Source organism: Vibrio sp. Isolate30 (assembly GCF_022397975.1).
In the GTDB taxonomy this organism is placed as follows: domain Bacteria; phylum Pseudomonadota; class Gammaproteobacteria; order Enterobacterales; family Vibrionaceae; genus Vibrio; species Vibrio fortis.
In genome coordinates this window covers 854,226-873,177 of the sequence record NZ_JAKEUS010000001.1, presented here as the reverse complement: position 1 = coordinate 873,177, position 18,952 = coordinate 854,226, and the positions used below count along the sequence as shown (strand labels likewise).

Annotated in this window: 17 protein-coding genes and 2 tRNA genes; 5 read left to right on the top strand and 14 right to left on the bottom strand. The window is 43.2% G+C overall.

Translation table 11 applies throughout. The annotated features are described in order from the left end of the window. Positions 1 to 28: 28 nt before the first annotated feature. Positions 29 to 583 (bottom strand): hypothetical protein, encoded by a 555-nt coding sequence (locus L1D60_RS03835; RefSeq protein WP_239839820.1) that lies wholly within the window; start codon positions 581 to 583, stop codon positions 29 to 31. 225 nt (positions 584 to 808) lie between these two features. Further along, positions 809 to 1,972, bottom strand: a complete 1,164-nt coding sequence (locus tag L1D60_RS03830; RefSeq protein ID WP_239839819.1) for a threonine/serine exporter family protein — start codon at positions 1,970 to 1,972, stop codon at positions 809 to 811. A gap of 359 nt (positions 1,973 to 2,331) precedes the next feature. Between L1D60_RS03830 and L1D60_RS03825 the strand changes: the two genes are divergently transcribed. From L1D60_RS03825 to L1D60_RS03815, 3 genes are all read left to right on the top strand, one after another. Continuing rightward, positions 2,332 to 2,406, top strand: a tRNA-Gly gene (locus tag L1D60_RS03825). Positions 2,407 to 2,445: 39 nt separating this feature from the next. Continuing rightward, positions 2,446 to 2,520, top strand: a tRNA-Gly gene (locus L1D60_RS03820). A 212-nt stretch (positions 2,521 to 2,732) separates the two neighbouring features. After that, a complete protein-coding gene (locus L1D60_RS03815; protein WP_239839818.1) occupies positions 2,733 to 2,981 on the top strand; it encodes a hypothetical protein in 249 nt (82 codons plus the stop codon). Between the two features lie 74 nt (positions 2,982 to 3,055). Here the strand turns inward: L1D60_RS03815 and L1D60_RS03810 are convergent, their stop codons facing one another. From L1D60_RS03810 to L1D60_RS03760, 11 genes are all read right to left on the bottom strand, one after another. Then, positions 3,056 to 3,283 (bottom strand): hypothetical protein, encoded by a 228-nt coding sequence (locus tag L1D60_RS03810; RefSeq protein ID WP_239839817.1) that lies wholly within the window; start codon positions 3,281 to 3,283, stop codon positions 3,056 to 3,058. Positions 3,284 to 3,437: 154 nt separating this feature from the next. Next, complete coding sequence (locus L1D60_RS03805; protein ID WP_239839816.1) at positions 3,438 to 4,184, bottom strand: helix-turn-helix transcriptional regulator; 747 nt, start codon at positions 4,182 to 4,184, stop codon at positions 3,438 to 3,440. Positions 4,185 to 4,379: 195 nt separating this feature from the next. Then, positions 4,380 to 5,492, bottom strand: coding sequence for an NADH:flavin oxidoreductase (locus L1D60_RS03800; RefSeq protein WP_239839815.1), 1,113 nt, complete (start codon positions 5,490 to 5,492; stop codon positions 4,380 to 4,382). A 228-nt stretch (positions 5,493 to 5,720) separates the two neighbouring features. After that, entirely contained in the window at positions 5,721 to 6,356 is a 636-nt protein-coding gene (locus L1D60_RS03795; protein WP_239839814.1) for an SDR family NAD(P)-dependent oxidoreductase, read from the bottom strand. Between the two features lie 172 nt (positions 6,357 to 6,528). Then, positions 6,529 to 7,221, bottom strand: coding sequence for a hypothetical protein (locus L1D60_RS03790; protein ID WP_239839813.1), 693 nt, complete (start codon positions 7,219 to 7,221; stop codon positions 6,529 to 6,531). Further along, positions 7,221 to 8,375, bottom strand: a complete 1,155-nt coding sequence (locus L1D60_RS03785; RefSeq protein WP_239839812.1) for an outer membrane protein transport protein — start codon at positions 8,373 to 8,375, stop codon at positions 7,221 to 7,223. The genes L1D60_RS03790 and L1D60_RS03785 overlap by 1 nt, the downstream gene beginning before the upstream one ends. 97 nt (positions 8,376 to 8,472) lie before the next feature. After that, positions 8,473 to 9,285, bottom strand: a complete 813-nt coding sequence (locus L1D60_RS03780; RefSeq protein ID WP_239839811.1) for a crotonase/enoyl-CoA hydratase family protein — start codon at positions 9,283 to 9,285, stop codon at positions 8,473 to 8,475. Positions 9,286 to 9,455: 170 nt separating this feature from the next. Then, on the bottom strand, positions 9,456 to 11,450 hold the full coding sequence (gene fhuB / locus L1D60_RS03775; protein WP_239839810.1) for a Fe(3+)-hydroxamate ABC transporter permease FhuB: 1,995 nt from the start codon (positions 11,448 to 11,450) through the stop codon (positions 9,456 to 9,458). Beyond that, on the bottom strand, positions 11,450 to 12,388 hold the full coding sequence (locus L1D60_RS03770) for an iron-siderophore ABC transporter substrate-binding protein (RefSeq protein WP_239839809.1): 939 nt from the start codon (positions 12,386 to 12,388) through the stop codon (positions 11,450 to 11,452). The genes fhuB and L1D60_RS03770 overlap by 1 nt, the downstream gene beginning before the upstream one ends. An 88-nt stretch (positions 12,389 to 12,476) precedes the next feature. After that, positions 12,477 to 14,600 (bottom strand): TonB-dependent siderophore receptor, encoded by a 2,124-nt coding sequence (locus L1D60_RS03765; protein WP_239839808.1) that lies wholly within the window; start codon positions 14,598 to 14,600, stop codon positions 12,477 to 12,479. Between the two features lie 191 nt (positions 14,601 to 14,791). Next, positions 14,792 to 15,757 carry an AraC family transcriptional regulator gene (locus tag L1D60_RS03760; RefSeq protein WP_239839807.1) on the bottom strand — a complete coding sequence of 322 codons (966 nt, stop codon included), beginning with the start codon at positions 15,755 to 15,757 and terminating at the stop codon, positions 14,792 to 14,794. Between the two features lie 164 nt (positions 15,758 to 15,921). Between L1D60_RS03760 and L1D60_RS03755 the strand changes: the two genes are divergently transcribed. Both L1D60_RS03755 and L1D60_RS03750 read left to right on the top strand, forming a co-directional pair. Further along, entirely contained in the window at positions 15,922 to 16,695 is a 774-nt protein-coding gene (locus L1D60_RS03755) for a siderophore ferric iron reductase (protein WP_239840448.1), read from the top strand. 38 nt (positions 16,696 to 16,733) lie between these two features. After that, complete coding sequence (locus L1D60_RS03750) at positions 16,734 to 17,519, top strand: ABC transporter ATP-binding protein (RefSeq protein WP_239839806.1); 786 nt, start codon at positions 16,734 to 16,736, stop codon at positions 17,517 to 17,519. A 24-nt stretch (positions 17,520 to 17,543) separates the two neighbouring features. Here L1D60_RS03750 and L1D60_RS03745 read toward each other — a convergent pair whose 3' ends face one another. Next, positions 17,544 to 18,734, bottom strand: a complete 1,191-nt coding sequence (locus tag L1D60_RS03745; RefSeq protein WP_239839805.1) for a multidrug effflux MFS transporter — start codon at positions 18,732 to 18,734, stop codon at positions 17,544 to 17,546. Positions 18,735 to 18,952: the final 218 nt, after the last annotated feature.

The following is an 18,952-nucleotide window of genomic DNA, read 5'->3' as shown; positions in this document are numbered from 1 at the left end:
AAACAGAAGACCATAGTCATACGCTTAATTAACCTTCGAAGTAACCTAGCGACCAATTTTCGTTATTAATTTCGTCGCCTATAAACTTCTGAAACTTCGCTGCGTGCTTGGCCTCAAACTTAGAGATTTGCACGCTAAAATAGCCGTTCTTATCCTGGGACGCGTATATAAAGTTCGGAGAGATGGTCACAGTGTTTGGTTTAATTACATGTTCTGTATTCATCTCAATAGTGAGAAATGATTTACCATCAACAACAAAACCGCGGCGTATATTGCAACGAGCTTCCGTCAGAACATACTCACCCGGTTTAATATCGTCGAATAACGCATAGTTAGAATCTTCATAAACATAAAATCGTAATGTTTGTGGCTCTGATTCTGTTAGCTTGCCATCAACTTTTTCATGCAAATCAAAAGTGAAGGTTTCACATGGATAATTTACTTGGTGCTTGTTAATTGCCGTTGCGATTGCCAACGCACCATTACCATGAGGTTCTGATAGTGTCTCTGTTGCTGTATTAGGTAATGTCGTCTGACATCCTGCCAAAGTAGCAAGGAAAGCCACTGCCATCATTCGTTTCATATTAAGCCTGTATGTATCTTTATTTAATAATTCGCGAACACTATCAAACTCTAACCAATAAGTGAATAGATTTAATAACTTAGGGTTAATTTTACAAATTCGATCAACCTTTAAACAGATTCAATTAAGAGTGGAATATGAAAGATCACCACTGATTAGAGATACACGAAGCAACGAAATGAATAACGGCGACTATAAAAAATAGGCGCCGTGAATAAATGAGGATTATCTTTCTACTTTTGGAGAGTAAATTGAATATGCGGTGATTTGGCCTGCAACGATTGCAGAGAACATGAAGAGTGCTGACAAACCTATACTTGGAATTGGCAATATAGATTGCTCAAATACAGATTGACTGGCACTAACCAAGACACGACTACCCGGAACTAGGATGATAATACCTTGAACAATATAGATTGAGCCCGTGAGATCCATCTTCTTAGCAATCCAAGTACCATAAAGTGTTATCAATACTGTAGTAACCCAAGTACCGACAACCCAACCGCTGTCAAAACCTAGATAGAAAGGCCCCCACATACCCAGCACAGCGACAGGCAAACCTAACAAGATATCTGTTGGACGAGCATTAAACATCACGCCAATCGAAACAGAGATCAAAACCAAACCTGATATGTGCATCCACGTCGGTACCTCGTTGGTGTATGAAATAGATGCAGCCTGCCCCCACAACGCCTCACCAATATTCAGCCCCATAACAATGCCGACAAACAGTTTAATCAAGGTTAACGCACTTTGTCCCAGCAAACTCGTACCCGAAACTAAGTCATTAAACGCCAGACACTCTAATGAGTTGGCAATCGATAGTCCGGGGACAAATAGAACAATAGAAGCAATGCACAAGGCCCACACGGGAATCGGTAGTCCGGTACTAGCAAGAAATGCCACAAAAATACCGGTAATCAAAGCAGCAATAAACTCCACCGCAATAGCACGTCGCCCATGACAAATTTGTTGGCATAACCAAACCATAAGACCCAATAATACAGAAAAGCCAACAGCCTCTAAAGTGCTCCCAACTAGCATAAGGTACGCTGGAGGTATACCCATATTCGCTAGAGCAGTCACGAACTTCGAATAACCAACGGGCTCAGGAACTGGTTCACTACTTGGTTGGTTAATACGAATGATCGTATTCGCTAACAGGCTCAAGTTAATTGAAGCAGGTTTAAGGCGCTTCAAAATAACCGCATTATTGTCATCAGGAAATTGGTAGTTAATCGCCGTTGGTGTTGCTTGAATCATCACATCCACGCCATGCTTTTTTGCATAGTGCTGCGTGTATTTTTCAAGTTTATAAGGAGCACAGCCACTGCGATGTAGAGTGTCGCCGATTTCAACAATTTTGTTAATTCGATACTGGGAAGGCATGGACGTTATAGAGGTGAAAAAATATGCGGCAAATGTAACAAACGTGAGTCGAATTGACGAGCCATTTGGGTGAATTAGTTACTCATTTTAGTACTTTTTTTTGCACTACAAAAACAATATCGCACAACATACCTATTTATAGTTATCAATCATATCAATGCCATATAAACAGCTAAACAATTCGGAAATAAAACCTAGCGACAAATGAGACTTTCCTCACGCAGATTGCCCCCTTACAAGACCATAACGCACAAAAAAATAGCGCAACGGTGATTATGCGACCACTTAGCATAAAAATAGGGAAAAAAAGGTTTCGTTTTCAGTTAGATGTGGCATTATCAATCTCGTTAAGACGATGTGCGTGCATCGTATAATGGCTATTACCTCAGCCTTCCAAGCTGATGATGCGGGTTCGATTCCCGCTGCACGCTCCAATTCTTAAGCCTGCTTAGTCTTTCTCAATAAGACGATAAGCGTGCATCGTATAATGGCTATTACCTCAGCCTTCCAAGCTGATGATGCGGGTTCGATTCCCGCTGCACGCTCCAATATTCTCAAACACCTCACTTGTGAACGTTTTAATATCTCTCACTGAATCGCTAGTTTAGCTTTGTATCACTAATATCCTATCGATATGTATACACAGTCACAAACTCCGAAAGTTTCAACCGTTCAAAGCTATTTCATAATCTCAATCAATATAGCAACTTTATCTTTATGTTAGTGTTCGCGCATTGAAAGCAATGTTGTAATAATTAAAATGTTAAAAAACAATAATTTAAGCATAGAAGCCATTACAGTGGCGCTAACTAAAGTTGAAAATGCGAACAAGGTTGAGCTTAGCATGTTGAAGGGTTACGTTGAGCAACAGCCTATGCAAGCAATTCTCAACTTCCAGGCACTAAGTGAAGCTGAATCAATTGACGATAAGCTAAAAAAGATCATGACCGAAATGCCAGATCTAAGCAGTGAGGCACACCATGTTCTTGAAACCGCGATTCTACTTTAACTTACAGGCATAGCATCGCGTGAAAAACACCTAAATTGATAAAGCCCAGCATCATTGCTGGGCTTTTTTGATTGTTACTGACTGATGATGATTCTAGGAGAAATTACCACGGGTTGAGCAAGGGTCAACACGACTGGCGTTAACGCTTTAGTCACTCGTGCTAATGTAATCATTGTCGGCGCGATGTTGATACTTTTAGTAGGAACTGGCACCTTTACTCGTGAAAGTTGTTGTGTCGCAGTACACCCTGTCATTGAGATAAGCCCAATCATAGCCACTAGAATTTTGTTTTTAATTTTCATTGTTTTGTCCTTAAATCTGAGTCCGATATTCTCGAGGGAAGAACACGATTAACCACTCCTCGTACCACTAGATTTAAGAATGCATTCATTAATCAGATATTAAAACCAAAACCAATCAAGTTACTTATAATGACACTCTCGGTCTTATAAAATGTTACTTCAAATTGATATGATCAATATTATCGAACATATCAAAGTGCCAACGCCTCAATGCGATCACTAAAGACGTACCATTTCGGTCACTCATCTCTAGCTCATTATCACCATTACAAGCGCTATAAAACTCCTCTACTAACTTTTGCAAACGCAGCTGAAACTTCTGATTTGTGTGCGGTGACATCAATCCCGTCGACATCAATAGCTTTTCATCTTGTCGACTGAAATGACTTTGGAAGAATTCAGGCAACACTTGAGTTAAAAAGAAGGTCTGAATGGGACCACCAGCTATCCAATCGAAGTTAGGCGATAATAACAACCTAATACGATTGTCAGGCATCAGCTCCAACACCCCTAGCCTGTCCAACTCAATCAATTTCTGCATTAACAGTTGCTTATTGATGTTGTAACGTTCGATGATCTCGTTAAATTGAAATCCATTCAGCACGCACACTGATACCATCAACAACGCTTTATCTGAAACGATCTGTTGCTCCTGTTCAAACGTTAAACTCTGAAGGTTTTTCTCTGCGTTAGAAGCCAATTTAGCCAACTCACATATATCCAAACTGATTAACTCACAAATCGCACTCAACCTCGCCAAGCTAATGTTATTTCCGTCTGCAAGTAGTCTTTTTACTGAGCCTTCACTTAAATCGAGCTTTATTGCAATGTCTTGATAGTGGATATCATGGAGTTTAAGTTGCTTTTTCAACTCTTTAATAATGGAGAGTGTGCCTGGCATATCGATTCTCTGTTCATCTACCGCCGCATTAGCTTTATAAATTAACAAACAACACGAGTTAAGGAATCAAATGGCCTCGAGAGTGACTTATTTTGTGAGGGAAACTACAAGAATACAGAAAAACAGCCCAATCGGACTGTTTTTCAAAGATTTAGAGCATCTATATCGCTAGTAGCTTTATGCTAAGAGATAGGATTACATTGCGGCTAATTGTACTTTTCGATCTTTATTAACAACGCAGAAATTGCCACGTTTGGTTCGGCATTTAGAGCAACGTTCGCATTCAACGGGGGCACGATCGCCTTCCTGCCAACGTTTAATAAGTTTTGGTTCAGAAAGCAAAGGACGCGACAAAGCAAAGTACTCAATACCGGTGTTGTTTGCGATATGTTCAATGGCGTCAATATCTGTTAGCCCTCCCACCGTGATTACGGGCGCTTTTATCTCACGGCTGACAATATCACCGTATTCATGGAAGTAACCTTCTTCTTGCACGGTATATCCATCATAGCTATCGCCAACCATGGTATTCGCTTTACCATGAACATTACCAGACATGATGATCCCATCTACGCCCAATTGATCTAAGCGCTGGCATATCTGCCTTGTCTCTTCAAAGGTCAAGCCACCTTCAAAAAATTCCGTCGCCGTTAACTTAACGAAAATCGGGTAATCCTGACCTACCAACTCGCGCGTCTTTTCGAAAATCTCGACCAAGAAGCGCATACGATTTTCTAAGTTGCCACCGTATTCATCTTGACGTTGATTGTAGTAAGGGCTTAAAAACTGATTAATCAGATAGGTGTGCGCGGCATGTATTTCTACACCATCGAAACCTGATTGTTTTGCTCTTAAGCTAGCAGAAGCGAAAGCGCCAACAATGTAGTCAATGTCCTGTTTCGACATTGCTGTTCCCTGTGTTTTAGTGCCCATTTCTGGAACATCACTCGGTGCAAAGATGACACGTTCACCAACGTTATAAGTTGTTTTTGTGCCACCGTAAGCAAGCTGCATAACGATCTTAGAACCATAGCTTTGCACCAGTTGAGTAAGCTTTTGGTACTCTTCGATGAACGAATCATCGTAGATCCCCATCATTCCTGCATTCGGTTTTTCTTCTGCAACGATATTTGCGTAACCGGTAACAATCAACCCTACTTGCCCTTGTGCAAGCTCTTCATAAATCGCATAGAGCTTATCCGTCATATGACCATCTTCTGTCGCCATATTTTCCCAAGTCGCGCTGCGCATGAATCGATTCTTTAGAACCATATTGCCAAGGCGATTTTCGGTGAACAAAGTACTCAATTGGAACCCTCTTGATCTGTTTTCGGTGTCGATAAACGAAAAAGAGCAACCATCGAAAAATTCGAAGGTTGCTCTTCACTGTTCAATACGAACGATGTCGTGAATGACTCGAATAGTAACGGCTAATAGCAAGCCAGAAGTTAATCTAGATTAAGGTTCATGCATCCTTTGATAAGAAACTAACGCCAAATCCATTAATGCCAGCCACTAGCTTGTCAGCGCCTTTGATTAGCTATATTTCACCGTCGGGTCAACACATTGGTATATCTCGCCGATACAAGTGTCGTCGGTTAGCAAACTCTCAACAATTCGCGCGACTTCTTGACGATAAATCACGCCATGAACTTCGCCCACTTGAGACACTTCACCTTGGTTTGTGATTTGGCCATCAATAAGCCCGCCCGGTCGTAGAATAGTAAAATCCAAATCACTTGACATAAGCCAAGCCTCAGCGAGACTCTTCTCCCTTACCGCGGCACCGAAGCCTTGCCTTGCACGCTCCGATAAGAATCGCCACGAATCGCCACACCCTAAGGATGTCACCAATAAAAAGCGCTTAATCTCACGCTTTTGCAGAGCATCTATCAAATGACGATGTCCGATATAGTCGACCGGAACGTCAGCTCTAAAGCTGCCCATGCTCGATAAAACCAAACAGTCTTGAGGTAACGCCTCAACAGTGGCATCCACTTGGTCTTGTAGGGTTGCATCGCAAATTAACATCTGAACTTGAAGCTCACCTAAACGTGGATTTTTACTCGGGTTTCTAGCAATAGCGATCACATTAAAACCACTTTGGTGGAATTGTTCGACCATTGCAGCACCTAAACCACTCGCAGCTCCCCAAATCGCGACAGTTTTCATAAAGACCTCTAAACAGTTGAATATACGATCATATTATCGATGTTCTTTTGTGCTTTCTTACAGACAGATCAATAAAATGAAAATCATTCGTATTTAATAGGTAAAAATGAGCCATAAAAAAGGCTGACTTAATCAGCCAGCCTTAATCCAGATAAAGGAGTTACCTATGAGTCTAATTGAATTCATAAGTGTAAGAGACACCTACACTATTGTTCTCTCCAAAGTCATCTTCAACGAAGATACTAAACAGGTTAAATGACTGCGCTTCGGAGATTTTGTAGCTCGCTCCAATTCCGGCCCAATAGCCAGAATAGTCGTCAGAACCCATAGAGCCCCCACCAAATGCTAACAACGACCACTGTTTATTAAGCGGTTTTAAGCCAAACGCACCTAGGTATCCGCCATGGGTCGATGTTGGCATCAAGACATAATCATTGTCCACGCTCGAGTCATCAAAATACGCGACTTCACCATCGTTATAACTGTAGCCAGCCATAGGAAACAACTGCCAGCCATAGGGTTCTAAACCAAAATAACTAAGCGGTACGAAGGTACCAATGCTGTAATTATTCTTATAAGCGTCATTATCATACTCAGAGCGACTGAAGTTAAAGTTCACAATACCCAATGGGAGTAACCATGAACCACCAACTCGCCACTCATCGCCATCAGCATTGATTCGAGCGTTGATCATACGAGCTTCATCAAGCCCGATAGATCCCGAAAACTTGAGTTCTTCATTGTATGCTATGCCCGCTTTAGTAACGATCTTGGTCGGGTCTTCATGATGCTTTTCATCGGCATGCAGTGGTGCTGAACCAAAAAGGACGAGTACCGCTGCAAGCAATCTGCTTTTTGATTTCATTAGAAGGTCGCACTAACGCCAACAAAGTGAATACGGCCATCAAATGTGCCATTTACACCCGCTCGATTCATATCAACCGAACCAAAATCTGCATATTCGTAGAAAGCATCAATTAAGATGTCATCCCAATAAGTAGAAGCCCCTACTGAGTAGCGGTATTGCTCGCCAACAGGAACATCAACCCACTGCATCGTAGGATCATCTTGAGGAGAGCTTTCGTAAGAGAAACCTGCTTTTAGACGCCAGTCAGAGTTCAGTTGGTAGTCAGCACCAACGGCAAACTTCCAAACATCATCCCAATCGCGCTTAATTGGTAGACCTCCTATTTGTGTCCCGAAGTCTAAAACTGTTTCATCCCACGCACTCCAGCGATGTAACTGAACGCTAGTTAATAGATCTAAGCGCTCGTTAACTGAATAACTTGCACTAACATCAACGATCTCTGGTAACGCGATGCCCGTTGACATTGAATCTAGTGGTCCGAGGCCTTTGACATCATTGTTAAACTCATGCTCTAACTTGGATCGATAGCTCATCCCAAGCTTAACTTGTTCGGTTGGCGTATACATTACGCCGAGGTTATATCCATAAGCCCAATCAGTGTCTTGCTTAGCAGTTAACATTGATGTGGTTTGTTGGAACGCTGCCCAGCCCAGTTGTACACCCGCACCAACAGACAGCTGATCATTCACTTGGTAGCTGAGTGCAGGATTGATTTGCATCTCAGTGAGCGTGATATCTTCAAGTAAGTTAGCACCAGCCCAGTTACTGCCGTAATCTAAGCTTGAGCCGCCTGCCGCACCGAGTGCAATACCTAAATGAAGCTTGTCTGTAATCTGGTGAGCGTGAAATGCACCAGCAGAAGGGAGAACAGAGTGACCACGTCCATTATCAGTTGGGTCATTTCTATCTGTGTACTCCATTTCCAAGTCGAACACCATGGTATTGATAGTCGTCTTGCTCTCGCCCATAAAGGACATGGTCGCTGGGTTTGTCCACATTGCGGCAGCAGAACGGGTGTAGACACCATCCCCCGCTCCTGTGGTACCTGCATTTGCGATCACAGCTTCTTGAAGGAAGATACCGCTAGCGGAAACATTTAAGCTCGCCATAATTGCGGCTGCAGCTACTGAGATTTTTAAACGGTTTTTCATCAAAGGAGGCTCATCTAGCTAGTGAAAAATTAAACTAGCTATAGGGTATCTCAAACCTCTATAAACAAATGGAATAACGCGTATTACTAGCCAAGTCCTACTTAAACTGCCTCGCCTCAAAAGCTCTTGGTTCTTCGCGATTTCGTTCTCGTTGACCCGCAATCCTCATATTCTTACTCATACCCACTTTTATTTGGTACCAAGTCTCTAACATGAGTGCTTTACCAGGACTCGTCCACCACGTTTTCTGATACAACTTTTTGTTGGCTGCAATGGCATCAGGACTTCGGTTAACACATTCGAGTGCCAAGTTGTACGCTTCCATGTAAGGATCTGACGAGAGGTGAGTAACGAGTCCATAACTTTTCGCTGTTTGGCTATCGATCACCTTTGCCGTCATTGCCATTTCTAAGGTGTGGTCTTGGCGCATCACTTCTCGAAAGGCGAGAGATCCTCCCATATCCGGGATCAATCCCCATTTCCCTTCCATAATAGAAAAATTGGAATCATAGCTCGCGATTCGGAAGTCACCACCGCAAGCCAACTGTAAACCTCCTCCCCAACACTTACCGTGAATCGCAAAAATCACTGGGCATGGTATCTCGCGCCACCCAGTGGAAAAGCGTTGTGCGGCATTTGGGTGAGTGGGCCACCATTTGAACAACAGCTTTAGCGCACCTGTTTTACTGGTGAGCAGTGATTTCACATCGAGACCCGAGCAAAAATCACTCCCGTTGGCTGTTACTATCACAGCGCGAAGGGTTCGATTCTTTTTCAAGTCTCGAGTAAGTTGGTTGACCGCCATAAACATATCCATGTCGATAGCGTTCAATTTATCCGGCCGATTGAGGGTTACTGTCGCGATGTTGTTATCATCTATAGTGCAAATTACACGATCTTGATTCGTCATAAGGTAAGACATCCGATGTCATGGGCTTACTTTTAGAGTAAACATTTTATTAACATTCTCAAACATCTCGATGTAAATTTGATACTTAGTCGATGTATTCATGTGATTTCACATAGTAAAAGCAATACCGAAGTACTACTCAGGAATCAACAGAATCAATCACGTGCACATCAATCACGCCTCGCTTTTAACAACAGAAATATGAAGTAACTACCGCCAATCACAGAAACCAGAGTCCCTGCGGCCAATTGAGCTGGAAATACAACTATTTGCCCTAGCCAATCAGCAAACAACATGAGTGTTGCGCCAATGAACATCGAAAGCAAAATTTGCTCTTTAACCGTTCTTGCTCCCACGATTGCTGCGATGTGCGGCCCCAATAGACCAACGAATGCAACGGGCCCCATGGTAGTCGTTACTACACCACACAGCACTGCAACCAAGCAGAGCAACACTAAATATGCCGCTGAAATGTTGAGACCACGAGCCGATGCGAACTGTCTCCCTGAACCAATTAACGTTATCCAACGACTCAACAGTATAGCCACAGTCACTATCGCAGAAATTACGATAGCTAAAATCAACGCCGACTCGGGTTTAACACGATAAGTAGAGCCTGCGAGCCAAGCCAACAAGGTATATTTACCCTCTCCCACACGGGTTAATGAAAATTGCACCAAAGCTTCCAACACCGCGGTTAACGAGATCCCCGTTAAAATTAATATGGAAGGCGCATATTGATGCTTTTTACCAAGAAACAGTAATAGAGCGAGCGCGCCCAAGCTACCAGAAAAAGCAACCCAAGGGCTTAACGTATGAATTGAGTGACCAAACAATAAACTACTCAGAATCAACGCCAATACCGCGCCAGACGACACCCCTAGAATATCTGGGCTCGCAAGCGGGTTGTAAACTAATCTTTGTAGAATTACCCCTGCCACCGCCAAACCTCCACCAGCAAAAATAGCCGTCAACATACGTGGCCATCGAATTGACCATTCAAATGCATCAGGAAATTGGAAATAGTGTTCAGTCGAGAGTGGATGTGAAAATGAGCTTAACCCGATCAAGGCGAGCATGATTGCTCCAATCATTATGTAGATGCGCGCACTTGTCTCTTTAGCACCTTTTGGCATCGAGAAGAACATTTGGTCTTGTGCAGTTAACTGCTTTCTTGCAATCAAAATCAAGGCCGGAGCGCCTATCACAGCGGTTGCAGTACCTGTTGGAATAAGATCGAAAGACCACTGCCCAACAAAGATAGCTAAACTATCGGTCATACACAGAAGTAAGGCGCCTAACAATCCACTCGCGTACAACTCATGCTTGGCTTTCATCGCCCCGAGATAACGAGCAATGTTTGGCGCAATAAGACCAATAAAGCTGATCACTCCCACTGTCGTAATCGACACCGAAACTAACCAAACTCCGATGAACATTAAAAGAAAGAAGGTGGTTCCAATATTTAAACCACGAGCCGCAGCGCCTTCTGTACCGATAGACAACAGCGTTAGTACGCGTGGTGCAAACAGGACTATTGCGACCATAGGCAGCAATTTGGGAAGCAGCCACTCAACTTGCTCCCAACCATTCTGGCCGAGATCACCCGCGCCCCAAATAAACAGGTTCTGTGCATATTGATCGTTGAGAAGAATAATTGCCGTCGCAAACGCACCAAGTAGCAAATTCACGGCCATACCAGCTAGCACAATGGGTAAGCCATTCATATTCTTAAAGCCGACAATCGCGACAATCAACCCCATCGCCGCCAATGCACCCAATAGGGCAAAAAGCACGGAAAATTGCCCTACCAACATTGGAGCAAAGACATTGAGCAGCACTAGTCCAAGCCATGCGCCTGCAGATGTCCCCAGCGTCAATGGTGACATCATTCGATTCTGAGTTAATTGCTGGAATAAGCTACCGACTGCACCCAGAGAAGCGCCAACCAATATCGCCATTACCAAACGAGGCAAATTGACATCAACAAACCCCATAAACTCAAACGATTCTGAATATAAGTGTTGCAGAGCCGACCAGCTTCCTGCTGTCACTATCTCTTTCATTAGTTGCGGTACGGGCCCAAAATCGCTCTGCCCTAACCATAAATGAACAATGGCTGCTAACGACAGCACAGCCACAACAATTAACCCGTTATATTTCATTACTGCTCAGCCAACTCCAGCATAGATTCAGCTATCGCCTCAGCGTTATAGAGAATTGACATTGCACCGCCATAACTCCAACTCGGCGCCACTGATCCTACTTGGTTATTCTTCACAAATGGCATGCTTTTCCATACAGGAGAACGATTTAACTTAGCAGTGTAAGGGAAAGGTTCGAAATACAGTGCAATGCCATCTTTTACGTGTTTAAGTTCCGTGATTCTTTTCTGAGTAATACCCCATTGGCTAGCTGGTAATTGCATCGCATTTTCAAAGCCAAGTTGTTGCAGCGCATACTGAGGGATCGAGTTATCACCGTAGATAAATACAGAGTTGGTGCTTGCGAAACGAAACGACGTTACTTTCGGTTTATCCGCTGGGTATGCTTTATCCAGTAAACCTTTGAGTTCTGCGAGTCGTTCAGTCATCGCTTTCAGTTTTTGACCAGCTATTTCTTCCTTACCAAGAACATGACTTATTTTCTTGAAGTTATCGATCGCAGCGTGTGCGTTATTATGAGTTTCGCTGTAAGTTTGATAGTAAAGAACAGGCGCAATTTCCGATAAACGAGATTCGAGATCTTTCTGCGGTGAAGCGATCAAAATAACATCCGGCTTTAACTGTTTAAGAACGGAAAAATTGGGTTCGGTTCGTGTCCCCACATCTTGGGCCCCTTCTGGAATAGGAGGCTGAACAACCCATTCGTTATACCCAGCGATATCAGGCACCGCGATAGGTGTCACTCCTAGCTCAATAACCTGTTCTGCAATATCCCAGTTAAGTGCAGCGATTCGCTGCGGCGCGGACGTCAAGGTTTTTATACCCTCACTGTCTTGTACCTGAAACTCGGCAAACACTTGGCCTGACCATATGCTAGCCATGATTGATAAACCTATTCCCACTTTGGTAAGTCGTAAGCCTTTATTTATTAAATCCATAGTATTCCCTATCGGTTTTAGTTGTTTCTTTTTAAACGACAAAAGCAGCCTTCTCGGGCTGCTTGTTTATTGGGGTTTTGTGACCCTTTTAGAATTCGTAATTAACACTCAATTCCACAGTCTGTTCAGCGCCAAACCAACAGTTTGATTGGTCGTAGCAAGCGTAATATGCTTTATCGAATAGATTGCTCACTGAAAGATTTGCATACGCGCCAATTAAGCTGTCGCTAGCGGCAGATAAATCGTAACCAATAGCTAAATCAACTAGCGTATAGGCCGGTACTTTGCCTTGTGTATTACTTGAATTCATTTGCATCGTACCTACATAGCGAGCCCCCGCACTTAAGCGAGTACCATCCAGTGGGCCGCTAAACACGTTGTAGTTTGCCCATACATTGGCTGAGTGTTCCGGAACATAGATGGGTGTTGTACCTTTCAAACCATTGTTTGCATCTTCTGTGATTTCCATATCAACAAAAGTATAAGCTGCTGATAGATCGAAATTTTCATTTGCATACCACTTACCACTGACTTCTGCCCCTTTAGATACAACTTCACCAATCTGAATTTTTGGTCCGTAGACATTTGTTGGATCAGCCATCAGCATGTCTTGCTTCGTGATATGGAATAGAGACACCGTTGCCTCTTTTGACATGTCATTCGCTAGATATTTAATACCAACTTCCGCTTGTTTAGCCGTTTCTGGATCAAACTCAGAACCTGACTTATCTACACCGGGAGCTGGCTCAAAACTCGTCGCGAAACTAGCAAATGGAGAAACGCCGTTGTCGAATTCATACAAACCACCAACACGATAAGTCAGATGTTTGTGATCAGATTCATGAGCGTAGTAGTCACTTTCTGACTGATAATGGTCAAATCGAGCGCCGCCAATCAGAACCAGTTTATTGATACGAACTTGGTCTTGAACATAAACACCGAGCTGGCTAGATGTCGTATCATCTAGGTATTCGCCTGTCTTAGTGATATCACTTCGATCTAACAAATCATTATTTGGGTTTAATGGATCAAAGTTACCGAACCCAGCACCTGACGTTGTATACGTTGAATAGTTTGCGTTGCCATCCATGTCTTGGTAATCAAGACCAAGCAAGAGATTGTGCTCAACGCCACCAACAGCAATAGCACCACTCAACTGGTTATCAATTACAAACCCTTTAAAGCTTTCATCTGTAGAATAGAGCGCACGAACAAGCTGATTCGGATTGCTAGAATCATAAGCTTGGTGATATGTATTCTCTTGATACAAAGAAGCGTCGGTATAACGTGCATTTTGGAGGAACGACCAATCGCTGTTAAATTCATGGTTTATCTTGTAGCCAACCATAAAGATTTCGCGTTCAAACTTACTCCAGTTTTTATCTCCCATCGATACCGACGAATCGCTTGCTTTCAACACTTCTAAAGGCATTGATGAGTTGATACCCATGTTCGGATCGTTCTGGTAATAAAGATTGAAGTTGATCAGCGTCTTATCCGTAGCTTGCCAGTCGACAGATGGAGCAATCAAGTAACGCTCTTCTTCTGCATTATCCACTTGGCTATCTTGTTTTCGTGCGAGAGCAATAAGTCGGTACGAAAAGTCGCTGTTACCAAACTGACCCGTTGTATCAATCGAGGCTTCCATTAGGTTACGAGACCCCGTTGCAACACCCACGTTCGTTAATGATTCTTGTTGAGGAGCCTTTGCGATCATATTGACCATGCCTCCAGGTGGCATCGATCCATAAAGAACAGATGTCGGTCCTTTAAATACTTCTATTTGTTGCAACGCAATTGGATCAATTTGAGGCTGAAGGTTCCAACCATTTAGACCTTGTAGAGACAAGCCATCGTAGTAACTAGCGTTACTTGTTCTAAATCCTCGAATAGAAAACTCATCATACATCGTCACTGAGCCACCTCGATGTTCAGTAACCACACCCGACGCATAACGAAGCGCCTGATTAAGAGACTTCACTCCACGCTGTTCAAGTTGTTCACCTTCAATGACAGTAATGCCTTGTGGCGTTTCTTCTGGCTCTAGTGCAGATTTCGTCGCCGTATTACGATACGCCTTACCTAGGATCGTTACTGTTTCTACATCTTGCTCAGAGTTTTTATTCGGCTCTTCTGCGTATGCATGAGTTGATAGCGCACTTACAAGTGCGATAGCGAGTGCGGAATACTTGAATTGAGTATGGGTGTTCATGAGTCCCTCAGATACCAATGCTTAAGTTAAATAATAATAAATCTCATTTGCATTGTATGTATCTGACGACTCGATAATTAACAATTTGGTGCAAATATCTATAAAAAAGGGTCAATTGCTTAGGAAAAAGCAATTGACCCTTCTGTCAATATGGTCAAATCATGTATTACCCATAAACAGGGAGAGGTTGATTATGCTCGAACTATTGGAATCCAATACTCCATTTCGGCATCTTGTGACTGTGATTGATAGTCTTTTGGATAGACTTCAAGCTCATAGCCATCAATTCCACGATAGCCTGAAGATGGGAGCCAATTTAGAACAAACCAAGACAGAGTTTTTGGTAACCCTTGGATGGGCCCTTTATGCTTAACCACTGCATAGGTCTGCTTAGGTACAGTAAGTATCTCGAGTTTGTCAGAAACCACACTAGGCAAAGTGGGCATAGACACCTCTTCATCCAAAACCACCCCTGCCCAATATTTTAGGTTAGTACCATCGAAATTCGCTTGGGTTATATCGACCACGCCCATAAAACGTAGGTCTTGTTCCTTTGGTAACACCACTTCCTGTTCTAAGTGAGCCCACAACTGTGGAACCTTCTGAGCAAAGTCCTGAGTAAGCGAAAACAGTCCGCTGATCTCGGTACTCATACCTTTGATCAAAAAGGCATCACGCTCATCAATTTTCACTTCTACAAAACGAGCGCCACTCTCTTGTTCTAAAGCAGCAGAGAAATCCGAAACCTCGATGGGCTTCTTCAAACCCACTCTTTTACCGCTTTTTCGATATTGGCTAGGACTAATCTCAAACATTTGCTTGAAGGAGCGACTAAAGCTGATTTCTGAATTGAATCCGAGTGCGATAGCAATATCGATCACTCTTTGATCTTCATCTAACAACAATTCAGCGGCTCGACTTAACTTAAGTTCACGAACGTAGTTCGCAACGGTCATCCCCGTCTCAGACTGAAAAACACGCTGCAACTGCCAACGAGACCAACAGCTTTGGGTTGCAATCTCTTCTAACGAAAGCGGACTGCTAAGGTTGCTGTGAATAAAGCCTAGAACCTTACTAATTCGTTCAAATGCAGGGGTGTTCTTATTCAACGTTAATACTTCTTCGTCTTTAGTGGATGATAGATGGATAGATAACATTCGTTTTACAAATATTAGTATCATTAACCTCGATTCGGGTCACGCACCGTTTGTTGTTCGGTCTATAAATTCCATTTCAAACGATGTTAATGCCCCAATTTGTATGGTGAAGTGCTCACCGTTTGGTTATGATAACGAAATTGATTATCATTTATACCAATCTTATGCTGGCTCAAATACACGATATTGTTACCCGTAAAAAAGCGCCTCCCCTTCATAAAAAAGTATTCTCGCTTTCCAAAGAAGTCACTCCTTTTTTAAAAGGCAGTTTTGGACCAATTTACGGCAAAAGCATCGTAATCAGCAATCCAGACAGCCATATCGAGATTAAACGTGTTTATGATAGCTTGGCAAAAAACCATCCGGAAGCGGGAAATCCATATTGGTTAACCCGCACTTGGGACCTATTAAGCTGGCAACCAATTTACGTTACCTTTATCTCCATTTACGCATTGCACTCATTGCCTGACATTCAAAATATTGGTCAGTCGCGTATAAAAGGCTTTATCACGGGCTACCGTTTCGGCACTGATGCACACCAACATGGAAAACCAGAAGAACTGATACCAGAAGCGGGAAAAGCGTTATTGGCTTTAGCTGAGTTCTACCGAGAGCAAATTAACACTTGGACACGTATTCGTCCGGGCTTTACTCAGCACTTGTTGGCTGATCACCTTTTAGCGGCACTCATTAAAGTTCAACGTCACCACAATGAGTTCAGCAATGAATATATCCTTGAACAAGCGAGATTATGGTTAGAGGCTTGTGAGCTTCCAACTCGCCACTTAAGCAGCCTTAGAATCGATCCTGAAACGGGAATGTTGAAATTGATTCGAACCAGTTGCTGCCTCGTTTATAAATGTGAGTCTCGTAAACTGTGTGATGACTGCCCTCGACACCCAGACAACAAGCGCAAGACAACTAAACCTGAAAAATAACCAGCGACATTCAGTACCTACTCCATCAAAGGCGATTTATGTTCCAGCTCTCTAATATTGAAGTGATCCGCGACGACCGAACCATTTTGAAAGTCCCTGACTTAACAATACCTACCGATAAACTCACTGTGGTGCTCGGTCATAACGGTTCAGGAAAATCAACGTTGGTGAATTTGTTGTCGGGTCAAATGCAAGCAGAACAAGGAGAAGTGAAGCTCGACAGTACCTCGTTGAATTCGCTAAAAAGTAAAGAGCTCGCCAAACGCATTGCTTATTTGCCACAAAAACTTCCTACTTCAGCTGGACTCACAGTTTCTGAATTAGTTCGATTAGGACGGTTCCCTTGGCGGGGCGCCTTTGGACGTTGGAATCAAGAAGATGCCACGATCATTGAGCAAGCAATGAAACGCACCGATATCGATCAGTTTTCAAGTGCGCTAGCCGATGAACTCTCTGGTGGTGAGCGTCAGCGTGCTTGGGTATCGATGCTACTCGCGCAACAATCCCCATTGCTGATTCTCGATGAGCCGACATCGGCTCTCGATGTTCATCATCAATTTCAGCTCATGAGTTTACTGGCTGAGCTTAATAAAAATGAAGGTGTGGGAATCATAGTGATCCTTCATGATCTTAACCTAGCACTGCGTTATGCCACCCACATCGTCGCTCTAAAGCAGGGAAAGATTGCCTTTGAAGGTGGTACCGATACCTTGCTAAGTGAGAAAACACTCTCAGAGTTATATGAATCACCAATCAAACTGATCGATCACCCTGTGCCAGCAGATACACTGGCTAGTCAAAAAGTGGCCGTTGTGTGTGAATAATAAAATCAATCCATATACAGCAGGCTAAACATTGGCCTGCTGTGCTTCGGGGCTATTAAAGCCACGAGTGATATTAAACAGTGTAATCAAAGTAAACACCGCGATCACAATCGACAGGTGCCATGCTTCTCCCAAACCTAACTGAACCAATCCCATACTCACTAACGACGAAACCACCATCTGCCCTCCACCGGACATAGCTGCCGCCGCACCTGCATTCTTTTTATACGGAAGCATCACTAGAGCTTGCGCACACGGCAGTGCAATACCGTTTCCAAGAATCATCAGTAACTGCCCGAGCATTAGGTACAAAGGCTCCAAAGGACAAACAAAGAGCCAAACCGCTGCACAGATATGAAGAATAGGTGTGATTAGTAGAGTTTTCTTACTGCCCAAGATAGGTCGGATCCTGCTACACAAGCTGGTGCCGCCTAACATACCCAATGCCGGTATCACGGCCCACATTGCGTATTGATCCGATGTCATTCCAATTTGGTTCTGCATGATAAACGGCATAACCGATACAGTGGTAATCATCAAACTAAAATTAAGCCAACCGATACTGGCAAAACTAATGAAATACCTTGAGCTTAGTAACTCCTTATACTGAATGATCATGCGTTTAGGTGATGGGATTTTCGAAAACTGACTGACCGTTTCTTTAAAGCGAAAAGCAATCACAAACCACACCAAACTGACGTAGCCAAGCAGTGAAATAAAGACCATGCTCCAGCCAAAATGGAAGTTAATGAAACCACCAATGACCGGCGCAATTAGAGGTGTAATTGACGCTACCATCGCAATATAAGACATGGCGATTGGTAGCTCCGAGCCTGAATATCTGTCACGCGTTGTTGCCCTAGCCAGTACAGCACAACAACCAGTTCCCAAACCTTGTAAGAAACGGCCAACGACCATATTCGTGAACGAGTAACTAAGAAAAATGATCACGAGTAGCCCCATCAAGGCGATCAAAAGACCCGTTAACAATACCTTTTTGCGTCCCAACGCATCGGAAATCGGTCCGTATAAGAACTGTGAAGGTCCAAAGCCAAGCAGGTAGACACTCACCAACAATTGAGCTTGCTCCAGTGAAACATCGAAGTCTTTGGCAATCCAAGGTAGCGATGGAAACACCAAGCCCATGCTAAGTTGACCAACGCTGATGATCAGACAAGCGAGCAAGATAGTTTTAAATTCAAAACTGGACTTCATGGCTTCACAACCTAACTTTGACGAGTGTAACTAAGAGCGACTGAAACAATGCTTACCAACTTTGTCGGTTATAGTTGAAATGCATTATGAGAAAAGACGAAATAACATACGCCACATGGTTTATTCATACAATACTATTTACATTTATTTTCGAAATAGTCACTTTTCACGAGCAATAGTAACGCTACACTAAAAGACAAGGGATGAGTTGGAGAGAC